Annotated in this window: 19 protein-coding genes; 8 read left to right on the top strand and 11 right to left on the bottom strand. The window is 71.3% G+C overall.

All coding sequences use genetic code 11. The features are described from left to right. Positions 1–51: 51 nt before the first annotated feature. The 4 genes from ACGFJ7_RS08640 to ACGFJ7_RS08655 all read right to left on the bottom strand — a co-directional run bounded on the left by ACGFJ7_RS08640 (position 52) and on the right by ACGFJ7_RS08655 (position 4,352). Positions 52–711 carry a lysophospholipid acyltransferase family protein gene (locus tag ACGFJ7_RS08640; RefSeq protein WP_392641612.1) on the bottom strand — a complete coding sequence of 220 codons (660 nt, stop codon included), beginning with the start codon at positions 709–711 and terminating at the stop codon, positions 52–54. Beyond that, complete coding sequence (locus tag ACGFJ7_RS08645) at positions 708–1,286, bottom strand: TetR/AcrR family transcriptional regulator (RefSeq protein ID WP_392641614.1); 579 nt, start codon at positions 1,284–1,286, stop codon at positions 708–710. The genes ACGFJ7_RS08640 and ACGFJ7_RS08645 overlap by 4 nt, the downstream gene beginning before the upstream one ends. An 81-nt stretch (positions 1,287–1,367) precedes the next feature. Further along, complete coding sequence (gene ctaD / locus ACGFJ7_RS08650) at positions 1,368–3,122, bottom strand: cytochrome c oxidase subunit I (RefSeq protein WP_360244555.1); 1,755 nt, start codon at positions 3,120–3,122, stop codon at positions 1,368–1,370. 123 nt (positions 3,123–3,245) lie between these two features. Further along, entirely contained in the window at positions 3,246–4,352 is a 1,107-nt protein-coding gene (locus tag ACGFJ7_RS08655; protein WP_360244558.1) for an FAD-dependent monooxygenase, read from the bottom strand. A 190-nt stretch (positions 4,353–4,542) separates the two neighbouring features. On the opposite strand from ACGFJ7_RS08655, the gene ACGFJ7_RS08660 reads away from it, so the two are divergent. From ACGFJ7_RS08660 to ACGFJ7_RS08670, 3 genes are all read left to right on the top strand, one after another. After that, complete coding sequence (locus ACGFJ7_RS08660) at positions 4,543–5,610, top strand: DNA polymerase ligase N-terminal domain-containing protein (RefSeq protein WP_392641616.1); 1,068 nt, start codon at positions 4,543–4,545, stop codon at positions 5,608–5,610. Positions 5,611–5,628: 18 nt separating this feature from the next. Beyond that, positions 5,629–6,849, top strand: a complete 1,221-nt coding sequence (locus tag ACGFJ7_RS08665) for a DUF1996 domain-containing protein (protein ID WP_392641618.1) — start codon at positions 5,629–5,631, stop codon at positions 6,847–6,849. Positions 6,850–7,004: 155 nt separating this feature from the next. Further along, the gene (locus ACGFJ7_RS08670) at positions 7,005–8,339 is read left to right on the top strand and encodes an amylo-alpha-1,6-glucosidase (protein ID WP_392641978.1); all 1,335 of its coding nucleotides are present in this window, start codon (positions 7,005–7,007) and stop codon (positions 8,337–8,339) included. Here ACGFJ7_RS08670 and ACGFJ7_RS08675 read toward each other — a convergent pair. From ACGFJ7_RS08675 to ACGFJ7_RS08690, 4 genes are all read right to left on the bottom strand, one after another. Then, positions 8,336–9,421, bottom strand: a complete 1,086-nt coding sequence (locus tag ACGFJ7_RS08675) for an S-(hydroxymethyl)mycothiol dehydrogenase (RefSeq protein WP_360244567.1) — start codon at positions 9,419–9,421, stop codon at positions 8,336–8,338. The two genes, ACGFJ7_RS08670 and ACGFJ7_RS08675, sit on opposite strands and share 4 nt — an antisense overlap. Beyond that, the gene (locus tag ACGFJ7_RS08680; protein ID WP_360244570.1) at positions 9,418–9,909 is read right to left on the bottom strand and encodes a MarR family transcriptional regulator; all 492 of its coding nucleotides are present in this window, start codon (positions 9,907–9,909) and stop codon (positions 9,418–9,420) included. Before ACGFJ7_RS08680 ends, ACGFJ7_RS08675 begins: the two co-directional genes overlap by 4 nt. 156 nt (positions 9,910–10,065) lie before the next feature. Further along, positions 10,066–10,455: a cupin domain-containing protein gene (locus ACGFJ7_RS08685; RefSeq protein WP_360244573.1), complete on the bottom strand. Its 390-nt coding sequence runs from the start codon at positions 10,453–10,455 to the stop codon at positions 10,066–10,068. Between the two features lie 18 nt (positions 10,456–10,473). After that, a complete protein-coding gene (locus ACGFJ7_RS08690) occupies positions 10,474–12,162 on the bottom strand; it encodes a sensor domain-containing phosphodiesterase (RefSeq protein WP_360244576.1) in 1,689 nt (562 codons plus the stop codon). A gap of 468 nt (positions 12,163–12,630) precedes the next feature. Between ACGFJ7_RS08690 and ACGFJ7_RS08695 the strand changes: the two genes are divergently transcribed. Both ACGFJ7_RS08695 and ACGFJ7_RS08700 read left to right on the top strand, forming a co-directional pair. Continuing rightward, positions 12,631–14,238 carry a restriction endonuclease gene (locus tag ACGFJ7_RS08695; RefSeq protein WP_360244579.1) on the top strand — a complete coding sequence of 536 codons (1,608 nt, stop codon included), beginning with the start codon at positions 12,631–12,633 and terminating at the stop codon, positions 14,236–14,238. A 109-nt stretch (positions 14,239–14,347) separates the two neighbouring features. Next, positions 14,348–15,088, top strand: coding sequence for an alpha/beta fold hydrolase (locus ACGFJ7_RS08700; protein ID WP_392641621.1), 741 nt, complete (start codon positions 14,348–14,350; stop codon positions 15,086–15,088). Between the two features lie 79 nt (positions 15,089–15,167). Here ACGFJ7_RS08700 and ACGFJ7_RS08705 read toward each other — a convergent pair whose 3' ends face one another. Continuing rightward, the gene (locus ACGFJ7_RS08705) at positions 15,168–20,087 is read right to left on the bottom strand and encodes an arginase family protein (RefSeq protein ID WP_392641623.1); all 4,920 of its coding nucleotides are present in this window, start codon (positions 20,085–20,087) and stop codon (positions 15,168–15,170) included. Between the two features lie 96 nt (positions 20,088–20,183). On the opposite strand from ACGFJ7_RS08705, the gene ACGFJ7_RS08710 reads away from it, so the two are divergent. Then, entirely contained in the window at positions 20,184–21,161 is a 978-nt protein-coding gene (locus tag ACGFJ7_RS08710) for a hypothetical protein (protein WP_392641625.1), read from the top strand. On the opposite strand, the gene ACGFJ7_RS08715 is transcribed toward ACGFJ7_RS08710, so the two are convergent. Together ACGFJ7_RS08715 and ACGFJ7_RS08720 are read right to left on the bottom strand one after the other, a co-directional pair. Further along, positions 21,158–21,769, bottom strand: coding sequence for an SDR family NAD(P)-dependent oxidoreductase (locus tag ACGFJ7_RS08715; protein WP_392641627.1), 612 nt, complete (start codon positions 21,767–21,769; stop codon positions 21,158–21,160). The genes ACGFJ7_RS08710 and ACGFJ7_RS08715 overlap by 4 nt on opposite strands. Before the next feature lie 143 nt (positions 21,770–21,912). Beyond that, a complete protein-coding gene (locus ACGFJ7_RS08720; RefSeq protein WP_360244594.1) occupies positions 21,913–22,581 on the bottom strand; it encodes a hypothetical protein in 669 nt (222 codons plus the stop codon). Positions 22,582–23,057: 476 nt separating this feature from the next. Between ACGFJ7_RS08720 and ACGFJ7_RS08725 the strand changes: the two genes are divergently transcribed. After that, entirely contained in the window at positions 23,058–24,383 is a 1,326-nt protein-coding gene (locus tag ACGFJ7_RS08725) for an AAA family ATPase (protein WP_360244597.1), read from the top strand. Positions 24,384–24,396: 13 nt separating this feature from the next. Next, positions 24,397–25,401 (top strand): beta family protein, encoded by a 1,005-nt coding sequence (locus ACGFJ7_RS08730; RefSeq protein WP_360244600.1) that lies wholly within the window; start codon positions 24,397–24,399, stop codon positions 25,399–25,401. Positions 25,402–25,429 lie beyond the last annotated feature (28 nt).

A 25,429-nucleotide genomic window follows, 5' to 3' on the forward strand; every position in this document is an offset into this window, starting at 1 on the left:
CGCGAAGAGGGGGTGGGTGGAAGGCGGAGTAGCTTGGGGCGCCGCTGATGGTCAGTTCGGGCGGGCGTAGCGGGGGACGTACTCCTGGCCGGTCAGGGACTGGATGGCGGCCATCAGGGTGTCGGTGAGGCGGCGGATGTCGGTGGGGGTTTCGGCGAGTACCGGGATCGGTGGGCCGAACGTGACGCTGACCGGGTGGCGGCGAGGGAGGCGGCGGCCCGGTGGCCGTAGGTGGCCGGTGCCGCGGATGCCGACCGGGATGATCGGTACGCCGGCCTGCTGGGCCAGGCGGACCGCGCCGGTGCGGCCGCGGTAGAGGCGGCCGTCCGGGGAGCGGGTCCCCTCCGGGAAGATCGCCACCAGGCCACCTTCCTTCAGTACGGGGATGGCGCCGTCGAAGGCGGTCAGCACCGCGCGCCCGCCGCCGCGCTCCACCGGGATCGCGCCCATGCCGGTGACCACTCGGCGGGTCAGGCCGCCGCGGGGGCCGCTGCCCCGGAAGTACTCGGCTTTGGCCCAGAAGGCGATGTGCCGGGGCGTGAGCACCCCCAGGAACACCTGGTCGCCGATCGAAAGGTGGTTGGGGGCCAGGATCGCGCCGCCGGTCGCGGGGAGATGGTCGAGCCCGCCGACCGTGGGGCGCCAGGTCGCCCGGAGATATCCGCCGAGCGCGCGGTGGGCCAGTGCGTAGAGGGGTGGGGCACCGTTCATGTCGTCGCCTCCGGAGCCGGGCCGAGGTGGGCGGTGAGAGCGGCCTCGAGCAGCGCCCCGGGATCGGTCGCGCCGGTGGCCAGCGTGAGGCTTCCCCAGTTCCACAGCTCGGCGAGGCCGTGCAGGCTGGCCCACAGCGCCCCCGCCACGATCTCCGGTGACGACGACGACGGGGGCGCGGCCTGGGCGACGAGATCGGTGAGCAGTCGGAAGAGTGGCAGGCTCTTTTCCCGTAAGCGCAGGTGGCCGCTCTCGAGGATGTCGTGGCGGAACATCAGCTCGTAGCGGCCGCGCCGCTCGACGGCGAAGTCGAGGTAGACGCGGGCCAGCACGCCGAGGCGGGCGCGCGGGACGGCCGGGCCGGTGGCCAGGGCGGCCTCGGCCCGCGCGGCCAGGTCGGTGAAGCCCTCGCGGGCGATCGCCGACAGCAGCTCGAGGTGGGTCGGGAAGTGCCGGCGGGGCGCGCCGTGCGACACCCCGGCCCGGCGGGCGATCTCGCGCAGCGACAGGGCGCCCAGGCCCTCGCTGTCCAGCAGCTCACCACCGACCTCGACGAGCCGCGCCCGCAAATCCATAGACACTGTCTACCAGAACGGCGTAGACAGTGTCTACGCCTGGGCATGAAAAAGCCCGCCTCCACGGGCGGGCTTCTTCAATCAGTGCTTCTTGTTGTCTGTGTCCTCGTTGTAGGTGGCTCCCCCGTCTGACTCCTTGGTCAGCGGACGGGCCCCACCCTCGGGCGGACCGGCGATCGACTGCTCGCCGGCGGCCAGTTCCGGGAACTTCGCGTCGAAGGCCGGACGCTCGGAGCGGATCCGCGGCATGCGGTCGAAGTTCCGCAGCGGCGGCGGCGACGAGGTGGCCCACTCCAGCGAGTTGCCGTGACCCCACGGGTCGTCCACGGTGACCAGCTGGCCGACCTTGTAGGACTTCCAGCAGTTGTAGATGAACGGCAGCGTGGACAGACCCAGCACGAACGACCCGATGGTCGAGAACGTGTTCAGGAAGGTGAACCCGTCCGACGGCAGGTAGTCCGCGTACCGCCGCGGCATGCCCTCGGTGCCCAGCCAGTGCTGGACCAGGAAGGTGCCGTGGAAGCCCAGGAAGGTCAGCCAGAAGTGGACCTTGCCGAGGCGGTCGTCCAGCATCCGCCCGAACATCTTCGGGAACCAGAAGTAGATGCCGGAGAACACCGCGAACACGATCGTGCCGAAGAGCACGTAGTGGAAGTGCGCGATCACGAAGTACGAGTCGGAGACGTGGAAGTCGATCGGCGGGGAGGCCAGCAGCACGCCGGACAGACCACCGAAGAGGAACGTCACCAGGAAGCCGATCGCGAACATCATCGGCGTCTCGAAGCTGATCTGGCCCCGCCACATCGTGCCGATCCACACGAAGAACTTCATGCCGGTCGGTACGGCGATGAGGAAGCTCAGGAAGCTGAAGAACGGCAGCAGAACCTGACCGGTGACGAACATGTGGTGCGCCCACACCGACATCGACAGCGCCGCGATCAGCAGCGTCGCCGCCACCAGGCCCTTGTAGCCGAAGACCGGCTTGCGGCTGAAGACCGGGATGACCTCGGTGATGATGCCGAAGAACGGCAGCGCCACGATGTACACCTCGGGGTGGCCGAAGAACCAGAACAGGTGCTGCCAGAGCATGGGCCCGCCGGTCTGCACGTCGAAGACGTGCGCACCGAGGACACGGTCGGCGGCCAGCGCGAACAGCGCGGCGGCCAGGAACGGGAAGACCATGATGACCAGCAGGCTGGTGACCAGGATGTTCCACGTCATGATCGGCATGCGGAACATGGTCATGCCGGGCGCGCGCAGGGTCAGGATCGTGGTGATCAGGTTGACACCACCGAGGATGGTGCCCAGGCCGGACAGGGCCAGGCCGACCACCCACATGTTGCCGCCGATGCCCGGCGAGTGCAGCGAGTCGCTCAGCGGCGTGTAGGCGAACCAGCCGAAGTCGGCCGCGCCTCCCGGTGTGATGAACCCGCTGATCGTGATGGTGCCGCCGAACAGGTAGAGCCAGTAGGCGAACGCGTTCAGACGCGGGAAGGCCACATCGGGCGCACCGATCTGGATCGGCACCACGAAGTTGGCGAACGCGAACACGATCGGCGTCGCGAAGAACAGCAGCATGATCGTGCCGTGCATCGTGAACAGCTGGTTGTACTGCTCGGGCGAGAGCAACTGCATGCCCGGGCGAGCCAGCTCGGTACGCATCAGCAGCGCCATCAGGCCGCCGAGCATGTAGAACACGAAGGCCGTGATCATGTACATGATCCCGATCTGCTTCGCATCCGTCGTGCGCAGGATCCGGGCGAATGCCGAACCCTTGACCTGCCGCCGGACCGGGTATGGCCGGGTCACGATCGGCTTAGGCGCAACGGTCGTCACGAATAGCCTCCGTTGTCTCGTACGTCCCACTCAGTGCGCCCATAGTGAAAGGCGTACCTCGCAGGCAGAATAGTCCCCCACTGACCTCCCGCGGGCGCGGGGTGACCAAAGAGGTCTTCTAGATCAGGCGGGCGATACCAGCGGGCGGTAGTGGTCGGTGAAGATCCGCAGGCCGCGCCTGCGCAGCATCGGATCACGCAGCGCGGGCGGGACATCGCGGGTCCGGTCGCGCTCGCGGGTGCGGTCACGCACCGACTCACACCGGGGACGGCGTCGATTTTCGTACGCCGTGAGGGCGGTCGCGACGTCACCGGAGGAAGCGCGAAGCTCCTCGCCGAGCACGACCGCGTCCTCGAACGACATGGCCGCGCCCTGAGCGAGCGTCGGGGCGGTGGCGTGCGCCGCGTCACCGACGAGCAGGACAGGGCCACGTGACCAGCTTGGCAGAACAACCTCGTCGGTGCGGGCGACCTGGATCTTTTCGATGGCGTCGAGAATGGCCGGCACCGGGCCGCCGAACGTGCCGAACAGCTCCCGCAGGTGGGCCTTGGGGTCCTCCGGGTTGGGCGAGTCGGGCGCGGTCTCGTCGGCGTAGCAGTAGATCTTGCGGCCGCCCATCGGCATGGCGACGAACGAGGACCGGCGCCCGAGCAGGGCGGTCCAGTCGCTCAGCGGCGGGCCGCCGGTGACCACCGAGCGGTAGACGATCTGCCCGGTGGGGTCGGCCGCGGCGCCCAGCCCGGCCTTGGCCCGGATCGTCGAGCGCCGGCCGTCGGCCCCGACGACCAGGTCGTACTCCGCGACGCTGCCGTCTCCGAACTCGACCTTGGCGGTCCCGTCGAAGATCTCCAGGTCGCGCACGGCCGTGTCGTACCGCACCTCGCCGCCGACGCCGGTGAGCAGCACCTGCTGGAGGTCGGCCCGCGACAGCGCCCGCGACTCGCCCACGCCGGCCCAGAGCCCGGCCACGTCCATCTCGAACAGCTCGCGGCCGCGGGCGTCGAGGAAGACCTGCCGGAAGATCAGATCGCCCAGCGGCCTCAGCGGCGCGTCCAGCCCCAGCTGGCGCAGGGCACGCGAGGCGTTGCCGGGAAGATAGATGCCGGCGCCGGGCAGCATGGTCGCCGGCAGTTCCTCCACCACGTCCGGCCGGAAGCCGGCCAGCCGCAGGGCCCGAGCGGCGGCGAGCCCGGCGATTCCGGCGCCCACCACGAGGATGCGCAACGTCATCGCAGCACTGCCTCCCACCGGTCGGACACGCGTTGGAGCCAAGACACTACCCCGCGCCACGGATGGGGGAAACCCGCGATCATCGACGCGTCCGAATTGTTGGTCAGGCTCGCCATGCCGCCAACCCTGGCACAGGCGTATGACAAATGACATCGGTGTATTTTCGGTCACCGCGGGAAAAAATAAGGGCATGACGGATCGCCTGGCGGAGTACCGGAACAAGCGGGACGCCCGGCGCACGCCGGAGCCCATCCCGCGGCAGGCCGGACGGAGCACGAAGGACGCGAACCGCTTCGTCATCCAGCAGCATCACGCGCGCAGTCTGCATTGGGACGTCCGGCTCGAGCGCGACGGCGTGCTGGTCTCCTTCGCCGTACCCCGTGGCCTGCCCAAGGAGCAGGCCCGCAACAACCTGGCCAAGCACACCGAGGACCACCCGCTGGAATACCTGGCCTTCTCCGGCGAGATCCCGGCCGGCGAGTACGGCGGCGGCCGGATGACCATCTTCGACCAAGGCACGTACGAGGCCGACAAGTGGCGCGACGACGAGATAGGTGTGACCTTTCACGGCGACCGCACGAACGGGCGGTACGTCTTCTTCCAGACCGGCGGCAACGACTGGATGGTCCGCCGGATGGACCCGCCCGAGCCCGGCTGGGAGTCCATGCCGGACGAGGTGGCGCCGATGCTGCCGGTTCCGGCGGCCACGCTGCCGTCCGACGACGCCGACTGGGGCTACGAACTCGCGTGGGGCGGCCGGCGCGTCCAGGTGTACGTCTCCGGGGGACGCGTACGGCTGATGGCCGACACCGACGTGACCAGCTGGTATCCGGAGATCAGGGGTCTCGGCCCGGCGCTGGCGCCGGTCGAGGCCGTCCTCGACGGCGAGATCGTGGCGTTCGACGGCCCGCGCCCCTCCCCCGACCTGCTGGCCCGGCGCAAAGCGCCGAAGGACTCGGCGGCGGCGAGGCGGGCGGCGGAGCGAACGCCGGTGCATTTATTGGTGTACGACCTTCTGTGGCTCGACGGGCACAGCACGCTCGAGCTCGTGCGGTACGCGGAACGTCGCGAACTGCTGGAGGGCCTGTCGATCGCCGGCGACCACTGGCAGACGCCGCCCTACTTCCCCGGCGGCGGCGAGTTCGCGCTGGAGACGGCCCGCGCCCAGGGCCTGGACGGGATCGTCGCCAAGCGGCTCGACTCGCCGTACCTCCCGGGCCGGCGAAGCCGTCTCTGGCTTTCCGTTATCGCGCGCTGATCGGCCCGTCTCCCTGTCGTGTCGAACACGACGATCCCCCAGCCGCCCCGGCGTCACCGGCGCCGGCCCGGCCGCACCGTCATCGCCCTCGGCGCCGGCGTGGCCGTGGTCGCGGTCGCCGTCTCCGTGGCCGCGATCTCGCTCACCAACCGCGGCACCACGTCACTTGTAGCGGCCGCGCCTTCCTCTTCACCAGCGCCGTCCCCCACGACCCACCGGCCGACGTCCGCCTCCCCAGCCGCGTCGGCCCCCGCCCCCGCCCCCGCGTCGGCGTCGGCGTCGGCGTCGGCGTCGGCCAATCCCGCCGCGACGACCCCGTCGGCGCCCACGAAGCAGCAGCAGGCCCCGGCCAAGCCCGGCTGGATCAACGTCGACCCCGCGGTCTGGCAGGCGCAGGTCGACGCGTACCGCAATCGCAAGATCGATCCTGTCCCGGCCGGCGTCGGGAACCTGCCCGAGTTCCGCGCCGACTGCCAGTACAGCCACCGGCTGCCCGACGACCCGATCGTCCTGCCCGGCCTGCGCGGCGCCTCACACATGCACTCGTTCGTGGGCAACAAGGCGGTCGACGCCGACACGACCGCCGGCGACCTGCAGAAGTTCACGGCCACCACATGCAAGCCGGTGCAGGACCATTCGGCGTACTGGGTGCCGACCCTGTACGACAACGCGACGAACAAGCCCGTCGAGACGACCGGCTTCCGGGTGTACTACCGCTCGCTGCGCGACAGCTCCGAGGGCGTGATGCCGCTCCCCAACGGCCTGCGCATGGTGGCCGGCGACGCCAAGAAGAAGGTGCCCACCCCGCGCGGCGCCCAGGGCCAGTTCTACTGCGCCTTCTACGGCCCCGGCGACCTGGACGGCATCGCCCGCAGCACCAACGGCAACTGGCCGATCTGCGGCGGCGACGCCACCCTGCACTTCATGCTCCAGTTCCCCGACTGCTGGGACGGCGAGCACCTGGACAGCCCCAACCACAGGGACCACGTCACCTTCGGCACCGGCCAGGGCTGCCCGTCCACCCACCCGGTCCGCATCCCGGCCATAACCTTCGACATCCAGTACGGCGTCAAGGGCACCCCCGCCGGCTACTACCTCTCCTCCGACAAGGACGTGAAGAGCGCTTCCTCCATGCACGGCGACGCTTTCGTCATGTGGGACCAGGACGCCATGAACAAGCGCACCAAGAACTGCATCCTCCAACGCCGCACCTGCGACAACTTCGGCTACCTCGACTGAGGTCTCGCACTCGGCGTCCGTGAACCGGGTGCGAACAGGGGGTTCCCTTCAGGCGGAGGGCCGGTGACCCGATAGGGGGTTTACCGGCGTCTGGAGCGGAAAGGTCTTCTGATTAGATGCACCCCGACCACCCCCTGCCAGCACCTGTGACTGAGATGTCTGCCGAACTCTGGAACTCCGCCGCCGGCGTCCTCGAGACGAACTGGGCCGGCGATCACATGGTCCCCTCCCGCCGCCTCTACCCCCACCAGTGGAGCTGGGACGCCGCCTTCATCGCGGTCGGTCTGGCCTACGTCAACCCCACCCGTGCCTGGCGGGATCTGCGCAGCCTGTTCGAGGCTCAGTGGCCGGACGGGCGGGTGCCGCACATCGTCTTCGACCCAGCCATGGCCGAGGCCGACTACTTCCCGGGGCCGGCTTTCTGGGGGGTTCCCGCGTACGGCTCCCGGCCCGCTCACGGCAGCACCGGCATCGTCCAGCCGCCGCTGCACGCGGTCGCGGCGTGGGAGGTCTACCGGCGGGCCGCCGCGCACGGCGCCGCCGCCTCGCAGCAGGCCCGGGCCGAGCTGGAGTGGCTCTATCCGCGGCTGGTCGCCCAGCAGGAGTACCTGACCGACCGCCGTGATCTCGGCGGGGGCGGCCTGGCCAGCATCGTGCATCCGTGGGAGTCGGGGCTGGACAACAGCCCGGCCTGGGACGACGCGATGGCCAACGTGCCGGCCGACCTGTCGCTGCTCAACGTCTACCGCCGCCGGGACCTGGCCGTGTCGGACGCCTCGCACCGGCCCACCGACACCGACTACGCGCGATATGTGGGCCTGGTGCTCAGCTACCGGGCCGCCGACTATTCGGACACCGATCTGCTGGCGCGGCACGCTTTCGCGGTCGAGTGCCCGTCGTTCAACGCCATTCTCGGCGCCGCCGAGCTGTCCCTGGCCCAGATCGCCGGGGTTCTCGGGCACACCGGCGCGGCCGGCGCGCACCGGGAGCGGGCCCAGCGGATCACCTCGGCCATCGTGTCGCGGCTGTGGAACCCGGACACCGGCATGTTCCACGCGCGGGACACGCACACCGGCAAGCTGACCCCGGCCCGCTGTGTCAGCGGTCTGGTGCCGCTGATGCTCCCGGATCTGCCCGCCGGCCAGGTGGAGGGCGTGCTCGCGGCCATGCGCTCGGAGCGGTTCGGCCTGCCGGTGACGAGCTACGACCGTACGGCCGCGGATTTTGACGTCTTGCGGTATTGGCGCGGCCCGGTCTGGATCAACGTGAACTGGCTGCTGCGCCGGGGTCTGCTCGTGCACGGCCGCCGGGACGAGGCGGAGGATCTGCGCGCCGCCATGGTGCGGCTCGTGCACCGCAACGGCCACTTCGAGTACTTCCACCCGGAGACGGGCGAGGGCCTGGGGGCGCCCAGTTTCAGCTGGACGGCCGCCCTGGCCCTCGACCTGCTCGCCGACCGTTCCGTACCGGCGTACGCGAAAGCGGCTTAGAACAAGACGACCGAGCGGAGCACGCCGCCGGTGTGCATCTTCTTGAACGCGGCCTCGACGTCGCCCAGGCCGATCTCCTCGGTCACGAAGGCGTCCAGGTCGAGCCGTCCCTGCAGGTAGAGCTCGGTGAGCATGGGGAAGTCCCGGCTGGGCAGGCAGTCGCCGTACCAGCTGGACTTCAGCGCGCCGCCACGGCCGAAGACCTCGAGCAACGGCAGTTCGATCTTCATGTCCGGGGTCGGCACGCCGACCAGGACCACGGTGCCGGCCAGGTCGCGGGCATAAAAGGCGGTCTCGTACGTCTCGGGACGCCCGACCGCCTCGATCACCACGTCGGCGCCGAAGCCGCCGGTCAGTTCCTTCACCGCCTCGACCACGTCGGTGCCGCGGGCGTTGATGGTGTGGGTGGCGCCGAAGCCCTTGGCCCACTCCAGTTTCTGCTCGTCGGTGTCGATCGCGATGATCGTGGTGGCGCCGGCCAGCGCCGCACCGGCCACCGCGCCGTCGCCGACCCCGCCGCAGCCGATCACGGCGACCGAGTCGCCGCGGGTGACGCCGCCCGTGTTCACGGCCGCGCCGATGCCGGCCATCACACCGCAGCCGAGCAGGCCGACCGCCGCCGGGCGCGCCCGCGGGTCGACCTTTGTGCACTGTCCGGCCGCGACCAGCGTCTTCTCCACGAACGCGCCGATGCCCAGGGCCGGGGAGAGTTCGGTGCCGTCGGTGAGGGTCATCTTCTGGGTGGCGTTGTGGGTGGCGAAGCAGTACCACGGCTTGCCCTTGCGGCAGGCCCGGCACTGGCCGCAGACGGCACGCCAGTTGAGCACCACGAAGTCGCCCGGGGCGACCTCGGTGACGCCGGCGCCGACCGACTCGACCACTCCCGCCGCCTCGTGGCCGAGCAGGAACGGGAAGTCGTCGTTGATACCGCCCTCGCGATAGTGCAGATCTGTGTGGCAGACGCCGCACGCCTGGATTTTGACCACTGCCTCGCCCGGTCCCGGGTCGGGAATGACGATGGTGGTCAACTCGACCGGAGCACCTTTGCCTCGGGCGATGACGCCCTGCACTCGCTGACTCATCGCCCCAGCGTAGGACGGGCCGCGCCGGACGTCAGCGGCTCGTCGAGCAATGCGGCGGCGACCTTGGCCAGTTGCCGCACCTGCGTCGGGGTCAGACGATCGAAAACCAATTGTTGTACGGCCTCGACGTGCCCCGGCGCGGTCTCGGCGACCTTCGCGTATCCCTCGTCGGTGAGCACCGCGATCTGGACGCGGCCGTCGTCGGGGTCGCGCTCGCGGTGAACCCAGCCCTGCCCTTCGAGGCGGGCCACGACGTGCGACAGGCGGGAGAGGGAGGCGCTGACCGACTTGGCCAGGCGGCTCATGGCGAGCCGGCGGCCGGGCTGCTCGGACAGGTAGACCAGCACGATGTAACCCATGTGGGTGAGGCCGGCGTCGCGCTGAAGCTGGGCCTCGAGCGCCGCGGGAACTCTGATCAGCACCTCGACGAAGCGGCGCCACGTCTGCTGCTGCTCGTCGCTCAACCATCGCGGCGCGGGCTCTGTCATGCAGAGAGGTTAGTAGCGCGACGCGCTCAGGTCACGATCCGGGTCAATACATCGACGCTCGGCTCTGGCTTGGGTACGCTGCGCGGATACTTTGCTCTCACCGGCACGATGCCGGGACCGGCTGGCTGGGGGGCCACGGCCGGTCCCGGTGTCGTGTTACTTCTGCGGCGGCTCGTCCTTGCCCTGCTCCTCGAGGCGGTCCGCCTCCTCCTTCGTCTTGTGCACCGCGCCGTCGGCGTGCTCCGGCGGGCCGTAGACGGTGTAGAGGACCAGCGGGTTCGGGCCGGTGTTGAGGAAGTTGTGCTTGTGACCGGCCGGGACCACGACAAGGTCGCCCTGGGCGACGTTGCGGGTCTGCCCCGAGACGATGGCCTTGCCGGTGCCGCTGACGAAGGTGAGGATCTGGTCCACCTCGTGGACCTCCTCGCCGATCTCGCCGTCCGGCGGAATCGTCATGATGACCAGCTGCGTGTGCTTACCGGTCCACAGGACCCGGCGGAAGTCCGGGCTCTTCTCGGCTACGGTGGCGATCGTGAAGTGCTCCATGAGGGCCATGTACCCCGCTCAGGGCGTAGGCAATCGGCCTTCCACGACCGGCGCGGGCCGGCCGATCAGATAGCCCTGCACGTAATCGACGCCGAGCTCGCGGAGCAGGCGCAGGGTCGGCTCGTCCTGCACGAACTCGGCCACCGTGTGGATCCCGTACGCCTGGCAGACCTGGACCAACGCGCGTACCAGAACCTGGTCCTGGGGATTCTCCACCAGATCGACCACGTACTCACCGTCGATCTTCACGAGGTCGATGGGGAAGATCCGCAGGTAGCGGAACGACGCGTAGCCGGAGCCGAAGTCGTCGAGGGCGAGCTCGCAGCCGAGGTCGCGGATCCGGTCGGCGAAGCGGCGGGCCTCGCTCAGGTTGCCGATCAGCGCGGTCTCGGTGATCTCGAAGGTGAGCTGTTCGGGCTTGACCCGGTACTGCTGGATGAGCCGTTCGACCTCGTCGGTGAGCCGCGGATCGCCGACCGAGCGGCCGGACAGGTTGATCTGCAGGCAGGTCGAGGGCTGCTCGGCGGCGAGCTGCATGGCCCGCTCGACCACCCACAGGTCGATGTCGAAGACCGCGTCGAGACGTTCGGCCGTGTCCAGCACCTGGATCGGCGACTGCGGGCCGTCCGCCTCGTCGAGGACCCGTAGCAGCAGCTCGTGCCGGGTCACCGTGTTGGTCTGCAGGTCGAGGATGGGCTGGGCGTAGAGGGTGAACCGGTCGGTGTCGAGGGCGTCGGCGACCCGGCTGCGGTAGTTGCCCTGCCGGTCGCGGGCCGGCACCGGATGGGCCACGTGGGTGAGCGGCCGGTCGGCGTCGCGCGACTGCCGCCACGCCTGCTCGGCGTCGATCAGCAGCTCGTGGCTGCCCGCGTCACCGTCCGGGGTGAACCGGACCAGGCCGCCCCACGCCTCGGCCCGCAGCCAGGTGTCGGTGAGCACGAAGGTCTGTGAGCGCAGCGCCTGCACCAGCAGCTCGGCCTCGCGCCGGGCCATCGGCCACGACGTGCCGGCCAGCAGCAGCGCGATCTCGTTCGGGCCGACCCGGCCGAGCAGCGCGCCCTCCTGCACGACGCCCTCCAGCACGCGGGCGGCCCGGTGCAGGAGATCGGCGTTGCGCTCGGGGCGGCTTCCGCTTTCCGGTTGTACGCGGATGACCAGCACCGCTCCGCCGCCCCGGCGCAGCGCCCGGTCGATCTCGTCCGCGAAGCGGGCGCGGGTGAGCAGGCCGGTCGCCGGGTCGGGCTCGATCAGCGAGTCCTGCACGGTCTCGCCCCGGCGGGCCAGGCGGGCCATCTCGCGGCGGGCCCGTTCCCGGGCTGAGACATCGGTCACCGTGCAGCGGATGCCGCGGACCGTGCCGTCGGGGCTCTTCACCGGTTCGATGCCGCAGTCGACGTCGAACCAGCCGCCGTCGGAGCGCATGAGGCGCAGGGTGGTGCGCACGGTCGTACCGCTGGTCCAGGCCGAGGTGATCGCACCGAGAGCCCGCGCGTGGTCGTCGCGGTGCACATAGCGCACAAGGACCTTGCGGCTGACCTCGTCCTGCGCCGGCGGGTGGCCGAGCATCGCCCGCAGCGCGGCCGACCAGACGATGCGGTCGCCGTTGGCCGTGTACGAGAACCAGGCCGAACGCGGGTCGTCGTCGGCGGGCGGGCGCTGTTCCGGAAGCCTCGGCGGGGCATGCCGGTGCTCATCCGGTGCCACCATCGCGCCCGCCACCTCCCCCGGCGTCTCCCGAACCCCCTGACTATTACGACCCGTCACGGGGTCGAGATAACAGGGGACGCCCGCCCAAATGTTTTGCGCGGCTTGCCAACAAAATCACGAGCTGCTGGTTCTCGCCCGATCAGAGTAGGGAATTAGCCGATCGGTTGACCACTGCGCTGAGTGATTATCGCGGGCGAAGACCGTCGATTCCATGACAGACAGTCACTACGTGTGCCGATCGTGGAACCTACCGCGATTCCTACCCGTCCGAGCCGACTGGCATGCACGCTACGCGCTTCGAGGGATGCACCGCGTAACTAGATCCGTTAAGGATGGATATGGTGGCCCTCGAGGGTTGTTCGCGACCTACCTCGAGCCCCGATCAGCCGCCGGCTCCGCACCCGGCGCTCCACCGTCGCGAACAACCCTCGATCGGAACCTAGTGAGCAAGTGAGGCAGAGGCAGGGCATGGGCATCATTCGGAACATGCAGCGGGTGCACGCCACGCAGGCGGCGGCCGAGCATCGCGCCAACACCGCCGCGGCGCAGCAGCGCGACCTGATCCGGCGCAATGCCGACCTGGCCATCGCGGCCGCGCAGCAGGCCGCCTCCGACACCGACCGGCAGCGGGAACGCCGCCGGCTCTACATCGAGGCGCGCAACGCCGACGCCGCCGCGGCCAACGCCGAGATCCGGGCCCGGCTCAGCGACCTGGACCGGCTACTGCTCTCCACGCTGGACGTCGACGACCACATCGACCTCGAGATCTTCAAGAAGCCGGTGGTCGTGCCGCCGTTCGACCCGGGACCGCTCGGCCGGCCGGCGCCGGAGCCCCGCTGGGACAGCTTCGTGCCGCCACCCCAGCGTGGCGTCGGCAAGATCCTGGGCGGCGACCGGGTGCGCCAGCAGCAGACGGCCAGTGCCCGGCGTGCGTACGAGGACGCGCGGGCCCGGTGGGCCGAGGCCGAACAGCGGCGCCGGCGGCAGTTGCAGGCCCGGCGCCGGCAGTACGAGGAGACCGTCCGCAAGCACCAGGAGCAGATGGCCGCCTACAACGCCGAAGTGGACCGGTTCGCGACGGCGGTGGCCGGCGCCGACCCGGCGTCGGTGGTCGAGTACTTCGCGATGGTGCTGGGCAACTCGGTCTACCCGGACGACTTCCCGCAGCACTTCCGCCTGGCCTACCTGCCGAAGCAGAAGCACCTGCTGATCGAGTACCACCTGCCGCCGATCGAGGTGGTGCCGATCGTCAAGGAGTACCGCTACGACCGCACCCGCGACGACTTGACCGCCGTCCCCCGCGACGAGGGCGAGATCCGCAGCCGGTACGTGGAGGTGATCGCCCGGGTCACCCTGCGCACGATCCACGAGATCATCGAGGCCGACCGGGGCGGCCTGGTCCAGCAGGTGTCGTTCAACGGCATCGTGGACAGCATCGACAAGCGCACCGGCCAGTTCGTCCGGCCGTGCCTGGTCTCGCTGAAAACGGACCGGGAGACGTTCGCCGCGATCAAGTTGCGCCGGGTCGACCCGGTGGCCTGCGTGAAACACCTGGAGGGCGCGCTGTCGCCCAGCCCCGACGAGCTGGCCGGCATCTCCCCGAAAATCGACTTCGACCGCGACGCCGACCGCGACTTCACCGAGGAGTTCAACGTCCTGGCCGAGATCGACGAACGGCCGAACCTGGTCACCCTGCCCGACGCGGCCTGGGAACAGCAGCTGGCCGACCTGTTCGGCGTGATGGGCCTGCAGATGGGCACGCCCACCCGGACGGGCGCCGGCACTCGCTGGCTCTGCACCGACCCCCGCCCGATCTTCGGCGGTCCGGTGGTCATCTTCGCGACCCGCGGCCCGGCCGCCGGCTCGGCCGCGGTGCACGCCCTGGCCGGGGCGGTGAGCGCGGCCGGCGCCACCAAGGGCATCCTGGTCTCGCTGGGCGGCATCGAGCCCGAGGCGTACGAGGCCCTGGCCGGCCGCCCCCTGGAACTGATCGACGGCCCGGCCCTGGTCACCCTCCTGTCGAACTACTGCCGGGTGAAGGCCCGCATCGAACTGACCGAAACCGTCACAGCGTGAGTGACCCGACCCGGTGCGGCCCCGGCCGCGACACCATCCGGTAGCTCCCACCGAGTCGGCGGTCCGGCCCTCGCGGCATATCCCGGCGAGCGGCGGGTACAGCGAGGCCATGGTGTTCCGCCGCCGCTGGGCCCTTGTGCGAGGGCTACGGATCCACGACGTCGCGGCGGAGGACGCTCCCGGCACCCCGGTCGTCTTCGTGCACGGCCTCGCCGTCTCGCACCGCTACCTCATGCCCACCGCGCGAGCCCTCGCGCCCCGGCATCCCGTCGTGGTACCGGACCTGCCCGGCTTCGGCCACAGCGACAAGCCGGCCCACGCGTACGACGTAGGCGAGCACGCCGACCACCTGGCCGCCTGGCTGAAGGCCCGCGACCTGGGCCCGGTGGCCCTGGTCGGCCACTCCTTCGGCGCCGAGGTGGCCGCGCGGCTCGCCGCCCACCACCCCGGCCTGGTCACCGGCCTGGTCCTGGCCGGCCCGACGACAGACCCACGCGCCCGCAGCCGCCGCGCCCTGATCGGCCGCTGGCTGCTGGACACGCTGGTCGAGGCCCCGTGGCAGGCCCCGATCCTGGCCCACGACGTCGCCGACGCCAAGCCTTGGCGCGTCCTGGCCACGGTCGGCCACTCGGTCCGCAACGAGGTCGAGAAGGACCTGCTCCGCCTACCCGTGTCCCCGCTGGTCCTGGGCGGCTCCCTGGACACGGTGGCTCCCCTGACCTGGCGCACCGCCGTAGCCGAGATGACCGCCGGCACATCGGTGACCATCCCCGGCGCCGCCCACAACGCCCTGACCACCTCCCCGCGCCGCGCCGCCACAGCCATCGCCGCCTACCTGTCCCAGCACTGACCGGCCCGCGCGCGCACCCCCAGCACCCGGCCCGCCAACTCACCGTCGGCCGGACCCGCGCCGCCGGTGGAGCGGGTCGTCAGCAGATCGCGCGGATCAGGTGGGCCAGGGCCTCCTCGTCGGCGGCGTCGGCGGGATCGCTGGGCTCGTACTCGGTGATTCCCAGGCCGGCGAGCGGGAAGCGGTCGGTCAAGGCCCGAACCGCCGTGGCCAGCTGGCGCGGGGTGACGCCGTCCGGGGCCGGGCTGCCGACCGATGAGAAGGTGGACGGGTCAAGCACGTCCAGGTCGATGTGGATGTAGACGGCCCGCGCTCCGGCGGCCGCGACCACCGCGGGCAGGTCGTCGAGGGCCGCCATCGCCACGGAGTTGTCGGAAATGTACTCCCTTTCCGATGGGTCCAGGGCTCGCACTCCGGCCAGCACCACCTGCGACGGCCGCAGGGTCCGCCGGGGTTTCAGGTCGGCCGGGCCCTCGCCGAGCAGGGTGCGCAGCACCATCCCGTGGAACGCGCCCGACGTCGACGACTCGGGCGTGTTGAGGTCGCCGTGGGCGTCGAACCACACCACCACGAGCCCGTCGCCGTGCCTTTCCAGCGCCGCCTCGATCGGCGCCAGCTCGACCCCGCAGTCGCCACCCGCCGTGATCATGGGCGGGTCGGTGACCGCGGCCCGGATCGCCGCCAGGTTGTCCGCCAGGGAGCCGGCCACCGGCACCCGGACCCGCCGGTGGCCCGGGATCATCCGGGCCAGCGCGGCCGCCCCCTCGGCCAGCCGGGCCGCGGTCGGCGAGCCGGAGCCCTGCCACTGTCCCACTTCGAGGACCGTGCGGCGCGGCGGCGGCACGATGCCGAGCTCGTCGGCGCGCTGCCACACCGGGCTCATCGCCGCCTCCGGTTCGCGGGCGTAGATGCTGCCCCGGATACGCACGAAGACGCAGTTGCCGACCCGCTCCAGCACCGCTTGCCGGCGCATGTCGCTCTCCCACTGTTCCGGCCCGTGGTAGGCGTCCCCGTCGCACTCGATCGCCAGGCGGCGGCCGTCCGGGGCGTTCAGCACGAAGTCGATGCGGTAGGCCCCGATCCGGAACTGCGGGATGGGCCGGAACCCGCGCGCCAGCAGCCGCTTGAGCACGTCGCGTTCGAAGTCGCTCTCGCAGCGTCCGGCCAGGTCGGCCGCTTCCTCGGCCGGTGTCAGATTGAGCGCGTACGACAGGAGCAGCCCCCGCGCGTCGTCGGCGAGCAGCGACCCCGGCCGTACCGAATGGAAGATCCACAACTGGTCGCGGGCCCGGGACGCGGCGACGTTGATCCGGCGGTGGTACTCCCGCTTGGTGAAGGCCGCGATCCGCGGGTCGTTGTCGGAGACCACCATGGACACCAGCACCACGTCGCGTTCGTCGCCCTGGAACGTGTACGCGTCGCCGACCCGCAATCGCCGCGCCTGGATCTCGTCCTCGCCGATCTCCGCGCGCAGCCGGCTCAGCAGGTAGGTCGCCTGGCCACTCGTGCTCAGCAGTGAGATCACGCCGAGCGTGCGTCCCGCGTACGCCGGGTCCCGCACGATCGCCGCCACCTGGTCGACCAGCGCCCCTGCCTCGGACATGTTGACGTCGCCGAAGCCGGACAGCGGCTGCCGTACCCCGTCGGGCAGGAAGACTGTGCGGATCGGGGCCAGCGACGGGCGGTCCGCCCGCAGCGGCATGATCTTGCCGTCGTAGTAGTGGCGGGACGAGAACTCGATGATCTGCGGTACGCAGCGGAAGTGCTCGGTGAGCAGGATCCGCTCCGGCGAGCGCCGCACCGCGTGGTCGTAGAGCGACGACTCCGGGTCGAAATGCTCGGCCGACGGCACGTCGCCGAGATGGCTGTGGATCAGGCCGCCGACCGTGCCCACGAAGCCCAGTTGCGGCCCGATCTGCTGGTCGTCGCCGACCACGACGGCCCGCTCGGCCAGCGACAGCACCGGCAGCGCGAACAGGTCGGCCTGCGACGCCTCGTCGACGATCACCACGTCGAACCGGGCGCCGCCGGCGAACTGCTCGATGGCGCGGTCGACCGACATGACCCAGACCGGCACGGCGTCGACCGCCTGCTCCATGGCCCGCTGCGCGTGCGCCTGCCAGGCCGCCGCCGTACGCCCGGTCCCCTTGCCGATCTTGCGGAGGGCGGTCGTCCAGTCGGCCAGGGCCGCCCGCCGCCGGTCGTCCAGGCTGCGCGACACCTCGAGCCAGGCCGACGCCACCACCAGCTCGGCCGTCCGCCGCCGGATCTTCTCGCGGGCGCTCTCCACCCGCTTGGCCAGCACGGCCGGGTCGACGCTGCCGATCACCTCGTCGAACCAGGTCTGCGCCCGCCGCCACTGCCAGGCGTCCAGGCAGGCCTGGCCGGAGACCGCCGGCACCCGGCCGGCCTCGATGGACGCCACCCACAGGGGCGCCGCCGGCCGGAGCCGGTCGCGCAACACGGCGTACGTCTCGGCCTCGGGCCGCAACGCCGCCAACCGGCGAACCTCGGCCAGCTCCGCGTCCCAGCCCTCCAGCGTCACCCACGCCTCGGCGAGGGGTTTCCACGGCGCGACCCGCTCGGCGATCTCCCGGCGCCGCCGGTCGAGCGCGTCCATCTCGGCCACCGCGCCCGCCGCGTCGAGCAGTTCCGCGACCTCGGCCAGCCGCGCCGAATCGAGTTCGAGCTCCCGCTGGGGCACGAGCCGGCCCAGGCGCTCGGCCAGCACCGGCCAGTGGCGCACGTCCCAGTCCAGCGACTGCCCGGCCTCGGCCAGCAGCGATCCCGCCCAGATCTCCGGGTCGCCGGCCGGGGCCGGGATCGCCAGCCGGCCGATCCACTCCGTCCACAGGCCACCGAGCCGCTGCCGGGCCCGCTGCCGCCGGACCCACGCGGCCGCCACGTCGACGTCCTCGACGGTGCGCAGGGGCTCGCCGTCGACCCGGACCTCGTCGGCCAGCCGGTAGAGCCCGGCCTGGAGCAGCCGGCTCAGGCCTCGGCCGCCCGCGAACCGCTGCCGGATCTCGTCGAGCTGGGCCAGCAGCCTTTTCGGCTCGGCCGCCCACGGTCCGGGCACGGTCACCGGGTGGCCGGCCAGCGTGCGGGTGAGCGTGGCCAGCTCGGCGAGCAGCGCCTCGGTCGCGCCGACGTGATCGGCCCAGACCGTGCGCCAGTGCGGGTCGTTGAGCAGGCGCCCCAGCCGGTCGGTCCAGGAGCCCTCACGGCGGCGCAGCCACGTCAGCGCGTTGTGCAGGCCGGAGCGTACGGCGGCGAGGTCCTCACCCCGTACGGCCTGAAGGTCGAGACCGGCCGACGCCAAGCGCGACACGCGCTCGGCGAGCGAGTCCCGCGACGCCCGCGCCGAGGCCGCCTCGGCGGCCTCGGGAAGGTCACTCACCACGGGCAGAGGCCGCAACGCCGCCCGCCGATCCGCGGGCGAGACACGCGCGGCCGTTTCCAGCAGCGCCTGGAACTCGGCGCCGTCCAGCGGCGGCGGCTCGCCGACCGGATCGGGGATGCCGCTGCGGGTGGCGGCCCGTTCCCGCAGCCAGGCGCCCACCTCGACCGGGGTGAGCGGGGCGCCGTCGATCGGGTACGTGACGGCCTCGTTCTCGGCGATCGCCCGCAGGCCGCCGAGGGCCGTGGCCAGCTCACGCTCGGCCTCCTCGAGCAGCCCGGTCAGCCGCTCGACCCGGCGCGCCTCGGCGTCGCGGTCCAGGGTGGCAGCCCGGTCGGCCAGCTCACGGGCGGCCAGCTGGAGCTGGACGAGCTGATCGGTGGTGCGCCCGAGCACGGCCAGGCAGAGCGCCCGAATCTCCTCGGGAAGGCCGTCCCGGAGCACCCGCAGCGGGTCCTCCTTCTGCGCCACGACGAGCACCCGCTTGCCGTTGGCCATCAGGTGGCAGATCAGGTTGCGGATGGTGTGGGTCTTGCCCGTGCCGGGCGGGCCCTGGACGGCGACGTTGCGATGCTGGGCCAGGCGGCGGGCGATCGACTCCTGCGCCTCGTTGGTGGGCAACGGCATGAGCAGGCGCTCGCCGACCCGGTGCCAGCTGTCCGGCTGGTCGTCGGGCATCCGCAGCTTGCTCGGCTCATGGGCCACGATGGCGGCCAGCGCCCCCACACTCGCGGTGTCGCCGGCCAGCAACCGGTTGCGCAGGTTTTCCAGGAAGCCGCGCAGGAGCCGCTGCTTGGGGCGCGCGAACAGGACCCCGACGTCGCTGACATGCGGCTGGTCGGTCTCCTCGGAGGTGATCAGGCGGTCGTAGCCGAGGCGGCCCAGCGCCCGTTCGAACAGCTCGCGCCGCTCCAGGTCGTTCCAGAGATCGACCTCGAGCGTGCCGGCCGGCCCGGCCAGGCCGAGGAGCTGGCCCAGGTAGCGCTCGTCGAGGCCGGCCAGGGCGTCGGTCTGCAGGCGGGCGGGCCCGGCGGGCGACACGGTGACCAGGGAGCGGTCGGGCTCGTACTCGATCAGCACCGGCGTGGCGACCAGCGGGTAGCGGACCCGCTCGCCGTTGACGACGGTCTCGAGCAGGCCGTGCCCCCAGACCAGCTCGGTGGTGGCCGCTGTCATGTCGATCTGGTGCATCAGGTCGAACAGCCGCCGGTGCAGCGCGCGGGTCTTCTCGGCCTCGGCCGTCGCCTCCGCCCAGGGCCGCCAGACCTGGTCACGCCAGGTCTCGAAGTCGTCGCCGGCCTCCTGGACGGGGGTCGGCTCCTCGCCGGCCGTGACGTCGCCGCGGAGACGCCGGCGCAGGGCCGCCGGCACCGCGACGGGCGGCGGCAGCGGCGGCAGGCCGACGCGCAACCACGACGTGTCGTCCCCGGCCGGGCCGGCCTGGCAGGCCGGATGATCGGGCAGGGCGTCGAGACGGAACGCGTCGGCGGGCACCACCCGCGCGGGCCGATCCATCTGGGCGCGGACGGCGAGCAGATAGTCGGCGACCGCGACGGCCCTGTCCCGGATCGTCGTGGGCGACTCGAGCTGCTCGGACATCCTCCGAAGTCTAGGACGCCCGGGCCCGCGCGCCCCCTGAGCGCGCCCACAACCGCTACTGTGACCACCGCTGATCTTGGAGTGGAGCGTGGCACCGTGAATGACCCTCATGACAACCCCTCTCCGGAAGACCCCTCTACTAACAAGACGCCTTCGGACGAGCCGTCCGCTTACAACGGGCCGCAAATTCCCCGGCATCCCGTGCCGCCCGGCTACGGGCCCCTCCCGGGCCAGCAGCCGCCACCCGCCTACAGCCCGACGCCCGCCTACAACCCGCCGCCGGCCTGGACCAAGGGTGCCCGGGCCGCCTACCACGCCGGCCCGTACGACCCGCTCGTCAGCGGCGACTACAGCGGCTGGTGGCAGCGCGGCATCGCCCTGGTGCGCACGCTGTGGAAGCCGATGGCGCTGGTGCAGCTCACGCTCAACGGCCCGCTGCTGGTCCTGGGCGGCCTCGCCGCCGTACCGGTCACCTTCAACGGGCTCTCCGACGACGGGTGGATCGACGACCCGGCCGTCGTCCTGCCCGTCGCCATCCCGATCGTGCTGATCGCGGTCCTGGCCAGCCTGGTCGTCCAGCTGGCCACGGTGGAGATCGCCCTGCAGCACGTGACCGGCCGCCCGGTCTCCGTGGGCGCCGCCCTGCTGACCGGCCTGCGCCGGCTGCTCGCGTTCATCGGGTGGGGCATCCCGGCCGGGCTTCTCATCGCGCTCGGCGCGATCGCCTGCCTGCTCCCCGGCCTGTACGTCGCGGCCGCGATGATCACGCTGCCGGTGCTCGTGCTGGTGGAACGCGGCGGCATCATCGGCCGCGCCTTCAACCTCTTCCACGCCGACTTCGGCGCCTCGGCGGGCCGGGTCGCCACCATCTTCGCCGTGCAGTTCGCGCTCGGCGGGGCCGAGGGCGTCGTCGGCATCGTCGCCGGGCTCGATCCGACCGGGGTGACCAGCATCGCGGTGTCGGTCCTGTTCGCGATCGCCAGTGGCGTCTTCCTCGCGCCGTTCCTGCTCACCACGTACGCCGACCAGCGCGCCCGCCTCGAGCCGTTCACGACGGCCCAGCTCGTGTCCTAGGCCTCTTCAGGGTCGCGGCCGACAGCGGACCGGCCGCCGTCCACCGGGATGATCGCGCCGCTGATGAAGGCGGCCTGATCGGAGAGGAGGAACGCCACCGCGTCGGCGACCTCCTCGGGGCGGCCCATCCGGCCGAGCGGCTGCAGCAGGCGGATCTCGCCGTCGAACGCCTCCCGCCCCTGATCGGACAGACCGGCCAGATAGGACGCCGACCTCTCGGTGGCTATCGATCCCAGGGCCAGGGCGTTCACCCGTACGCCGGAAGGACCGTAATCGACCGCGAGCGCACGCGTCAGTCCCTCGACGGCGGCCTTGGCCGTCGCGTACGCGAAAGCGCCCCGCACCGGGCGTTGTCCCTGATGGGACGAGATGTTGACGATGGCGCCACCGTCGCCGCGGGCCAGGAAGGCGCGCAGCGCGGCCGCGCAGCCGGTCAGCACCGGATCGACGTTACGGGCGATCAGCGCGCTCATCTCGGCCGCCGGCGTCTCGTGCAGCCAGGCGCCGGCGAAGATCGCGGCGTTGTTCACCCAGCCTCTGAGCGGGCTCGCGGCCTCGGCCGCCCGGCACGCCACCTCGTCGTCGCGGGCGTCACCGATGATCGGCACGATCCCGGTGTCGCCGGTGGCCCAGCTCAGCGCCCCCGCTTCGAACTCGGACCGCGACGGTTGCTACGGCCGATGCCGGCGTCCACATAGCTCATGGCCCTTTCACATAGAGAGAGCGCCCGATGGGCGCTCTCTCCGACGACTCAGGGGAACTGCATGCGACGTGGGCGGGGGATGACGGGGGGAGGAAGGGGCAGGTCGTCGAGGTGGCTCCAGTTGAGCGAGCCGTTGTCGGTCGACTTGACCTCGCCGAGGCAGGCCCGGAGCAGACCCAGGTTGGGCGCGCCCGCGTACCCCGCGATGATCACCTCGGGTTTCGGCTCGATGGTCGCGATCGCCGCGCAGATCTTGGCGACCTCGCGCTCGTCGACCGCGTCGAGCGGCAGCGGCGGCTCGGCCTGGGAGCGCCGCCACGGCGGGCCGAACCGGCGGAGAAGCTCGCGGGCCAACCGGCCGAAGGACCGGCCGACCGCCGCGTCGCGCATCGAGTCGCGGGCCGACTGCCCGTAGCACCACGGCACCACCACGTGCCCGTTGAGAACCACCAGCTGGTACACCGATTTCGGTACGCTGATGATCTCGGCGCCGGGAAGCGTGCCCAGGAAGAGCACCAATTCCTCGTACGGGAGCGGCCACCGCGGATTGGCGAGCACTCGTTCCGTAGTCTGCGTCATGGCGGGGTGCGCGTGAACCTCGCGATCGATCGCGGTGCTCAATGCCTCCGGCACCCGGGTCCACAGCTCGCCGGCAACCTTGTCGCCGAACTGTTCGACCACCCACTCGCTCGGACCGACCAGAACGTCTGGGCGCATTCGTTACCACCACCGTCCGTGTCGCTGGCGTTACTGCTGGCTAGAAGAGTTCCACTTCCGGTGATCGACTGGAAGGGTTCCCTTTGCTTGATCCCAGAAACGCCCGTGAATGAAATCGGGAGCGACGATCAAAAGGTTGCTACGGCGACGGAGCAGCAGGTCGGGACCTTGCGAAACATGCAACTTGCACGGCGAACCGCACGTGCAAGTTGCATGTCGGCTTCGCAATTCGACCAAGTGCGACCAGTGAATCACCCGGATATTTCAAAGCCGTGACCAGCGGGCAAACTTCCACCCACCTGCGATGCCAGATCAGCACCGGCATTTTGTGAACGCTCCCAATTCATCTTTCTCGATCATCTGCCCACCGGACCCGCCCGACAGCCAGGGCACTAGACGATCCCCGACCGCCGCGCTGTCAGATTTTTGTCAGTGCCAGCTTCGTGGAAGCGTCCGAAACCTAAGACACTTGCCCGGTGACATCGCACCCCGCCCTGAGCCCGGCCGCCGAGGCCGCCCTCGTCATCGACGCCGTGCTGCGTGACCTGCGTGAGGGCGATCATCGTGGCGTCGTGGTCGACTCGCCGCCCGGCGCCGGCAAATCCACCCTCGTGGTGCGGGCGGCCGGCGAGCTGGCCGCGTCCGGCGAACCCCTGATGATCGTGGCCCAGACCAACGAACAGGTCGACGACCTCATCGCCCGGCTCGGCGCCCGGTCGCCCGAGGTCGAGGTCGGCCGGCTCTCCGCCGTCGACTACGAGCCGAGCGAGCGGGTCCGCGACCATCCCCGCTGCCGCGTCGGGGCCAAGGTCGCCGAGCTCGGCACCCCGGCCGTCACCATCGGCACGGCCGCGAAATGGGCGACCGTCACCGAGGGCTCCTGGCCCTGGGCCATCGTCGACGAGGCCTACCAGATGCGGTCCGACGCCCTGCTGCGCGTCGCCCCCCGCTTCGTCCGCGCCCTGTTCGTCGGCGATCCCGGACAGCTCGACCCGTTCTCCACAGTGGAAACCGACCGATGGACCGGCCTGTCCTGGGACCCGATGCTGAGCGCCGTCAACGTGCTCCTGCGCCACAACCCCGACCTGCCGGTCCACCGCCTGCCGGTCTCCTGGCGCCTGCCCTACACGGCCGCGCCGGTCGTGGCCGAGGCCTTCTACCCGTTCACCGGCTTCCGATCCGGCACCGGTCCCGGCGAGCGCCGGCTGAGCTTCACCTCGCCGCCGGGCGACCCGCTCGACGAGGTGCTCGACCGGGCCGCCGAGACCGGCTGGGGCCTGCACGAGCTGCCCGCCCGCTTCACCGTCCGTACCGACGCCGAGGCCGCCTCCGCCTGCGCCACGCTCGCCGTCCGGGCCCTGGCCCGGCAGGCCGTCGCCTCCTCCGAGTCGGGCACGGCCCCCCTGACCGCCGACCGGATCGCCATCGGCGCCGCCCACCGCGACCAGGTCGCGGTCATCCGGTCACTGCTGCCGCCCGAGGCCGCCGGCATCACGGTCGACACGGCCAACCGGCTCCAGGGCCGGGAGTACGACCTGACCGTCGTCCTGCACCCGCTCTCCGGCCGGCAGGACGCGACCGCGTTCCACCTGGAGTCGGGCCGGTTGTGCGTGCTGACCTCACGTCACCGGCACGCCTGCGTCGTGGTGGCCCGCGAGGGGATCGCCGAACTGCTCGACGCGCATCCGTCGACCGAGCCGGTGCACCTCAACGTGCCTGTCAAGTTCCCCGACGGCTGGGAGGCGAATCAGGCCATTCTCGCCTATTTGCATCGAGCAGTGTCACTTAGCCGACAAAGGTAGTTACCTTAAGTGAATGGCGGTATTCACGACGGCGGGGTCCACGCGGGACGGTGTCTACCGGCCCATCCTGCGCCCGCGCCGAGGCGAGCTGGCGGCGCTCACCCACTTGACGGCCGACGACGCGGCCCGGGTCATGCCGATTCTCGAACTCGACGACAGCCCCGGCATCGTGGCGCTGCTCCGTGAGCTGCCCCCGCGTACCGGCGTGGTCGCGATCGACTCGAGTGACATGCCCTCGCTCGATCTCGCCGAGGCGCTGGCCGGCCTCGGCGTGGCCATGCTGCCGGTACTGCGGGCCCACGAGAGCCGCCGCCGGCTGATCGCCCACGGCCTGGCCGCCCGGATGCACCTGGGCCGGGCCGTCCTCAGGCTCCAGCCGCACGTCGACGCGGCCAACCCGGCCCAGGCCGACGAGGTCACCGGCCGTGTTCTGCGCTTCGCGGGCCTGGCGGCCGAGGAGGTCGACCTGCTCATCGACCTGGCCGAGACGGCCTGCGTGTCCCACGCCGACAAGGTCGAGGAGCAGTGCCGCCGGGTGCTGCGGTGGGCGCGCTCGATGCCGTGGCGCTCGGTCAGCGTCGCCTCCGGCGCGATGCCCGCCAACCTGGACGATCTGCCCACCGACCGCCCGGTCACGGTGGGCCGCCTCGACGCCCGCGTGTGGCAACGCCTGGCCGAACCCGGCGTGGGCTACTCCGATTACGGCGTCACCTCCCCCGTTCGCCGCCGGGGCGTCCAGCGCCATCGCCAGCTCCCGACCCTGCGCTACACCGACGACCGGGACTGGTGGATCTACCGCTGGTCCCGCCGCGGCGGCCGCAGCGACGACCGCTGCCACGATCTCTGCCGCACGCTCGTCGCCTCCCCGCACTGGCCCACCCTCGGCGCCCGTTTCTCCTGGGGCGACGCCGAACTGGCCCGCCGAGCCCGCACGGCCCGCGGTGGTGGCAGCTCGGCCAGCTGGATGTCCTGGAGCACGAGCCATCACATAGCCCACGTACTTCAAAACCTTCATTAGGTACGGAACAGCGAACAGCACCGCCGCC

This window comes from Actinoplanes sp. NPDC048988, assembly GCF_043197815.1.
Lineage (GTDB): Bacteria > Actinomycetota > Actinomycetes > Mycobacteriales > Micromonosporaceae > Actinoplanes.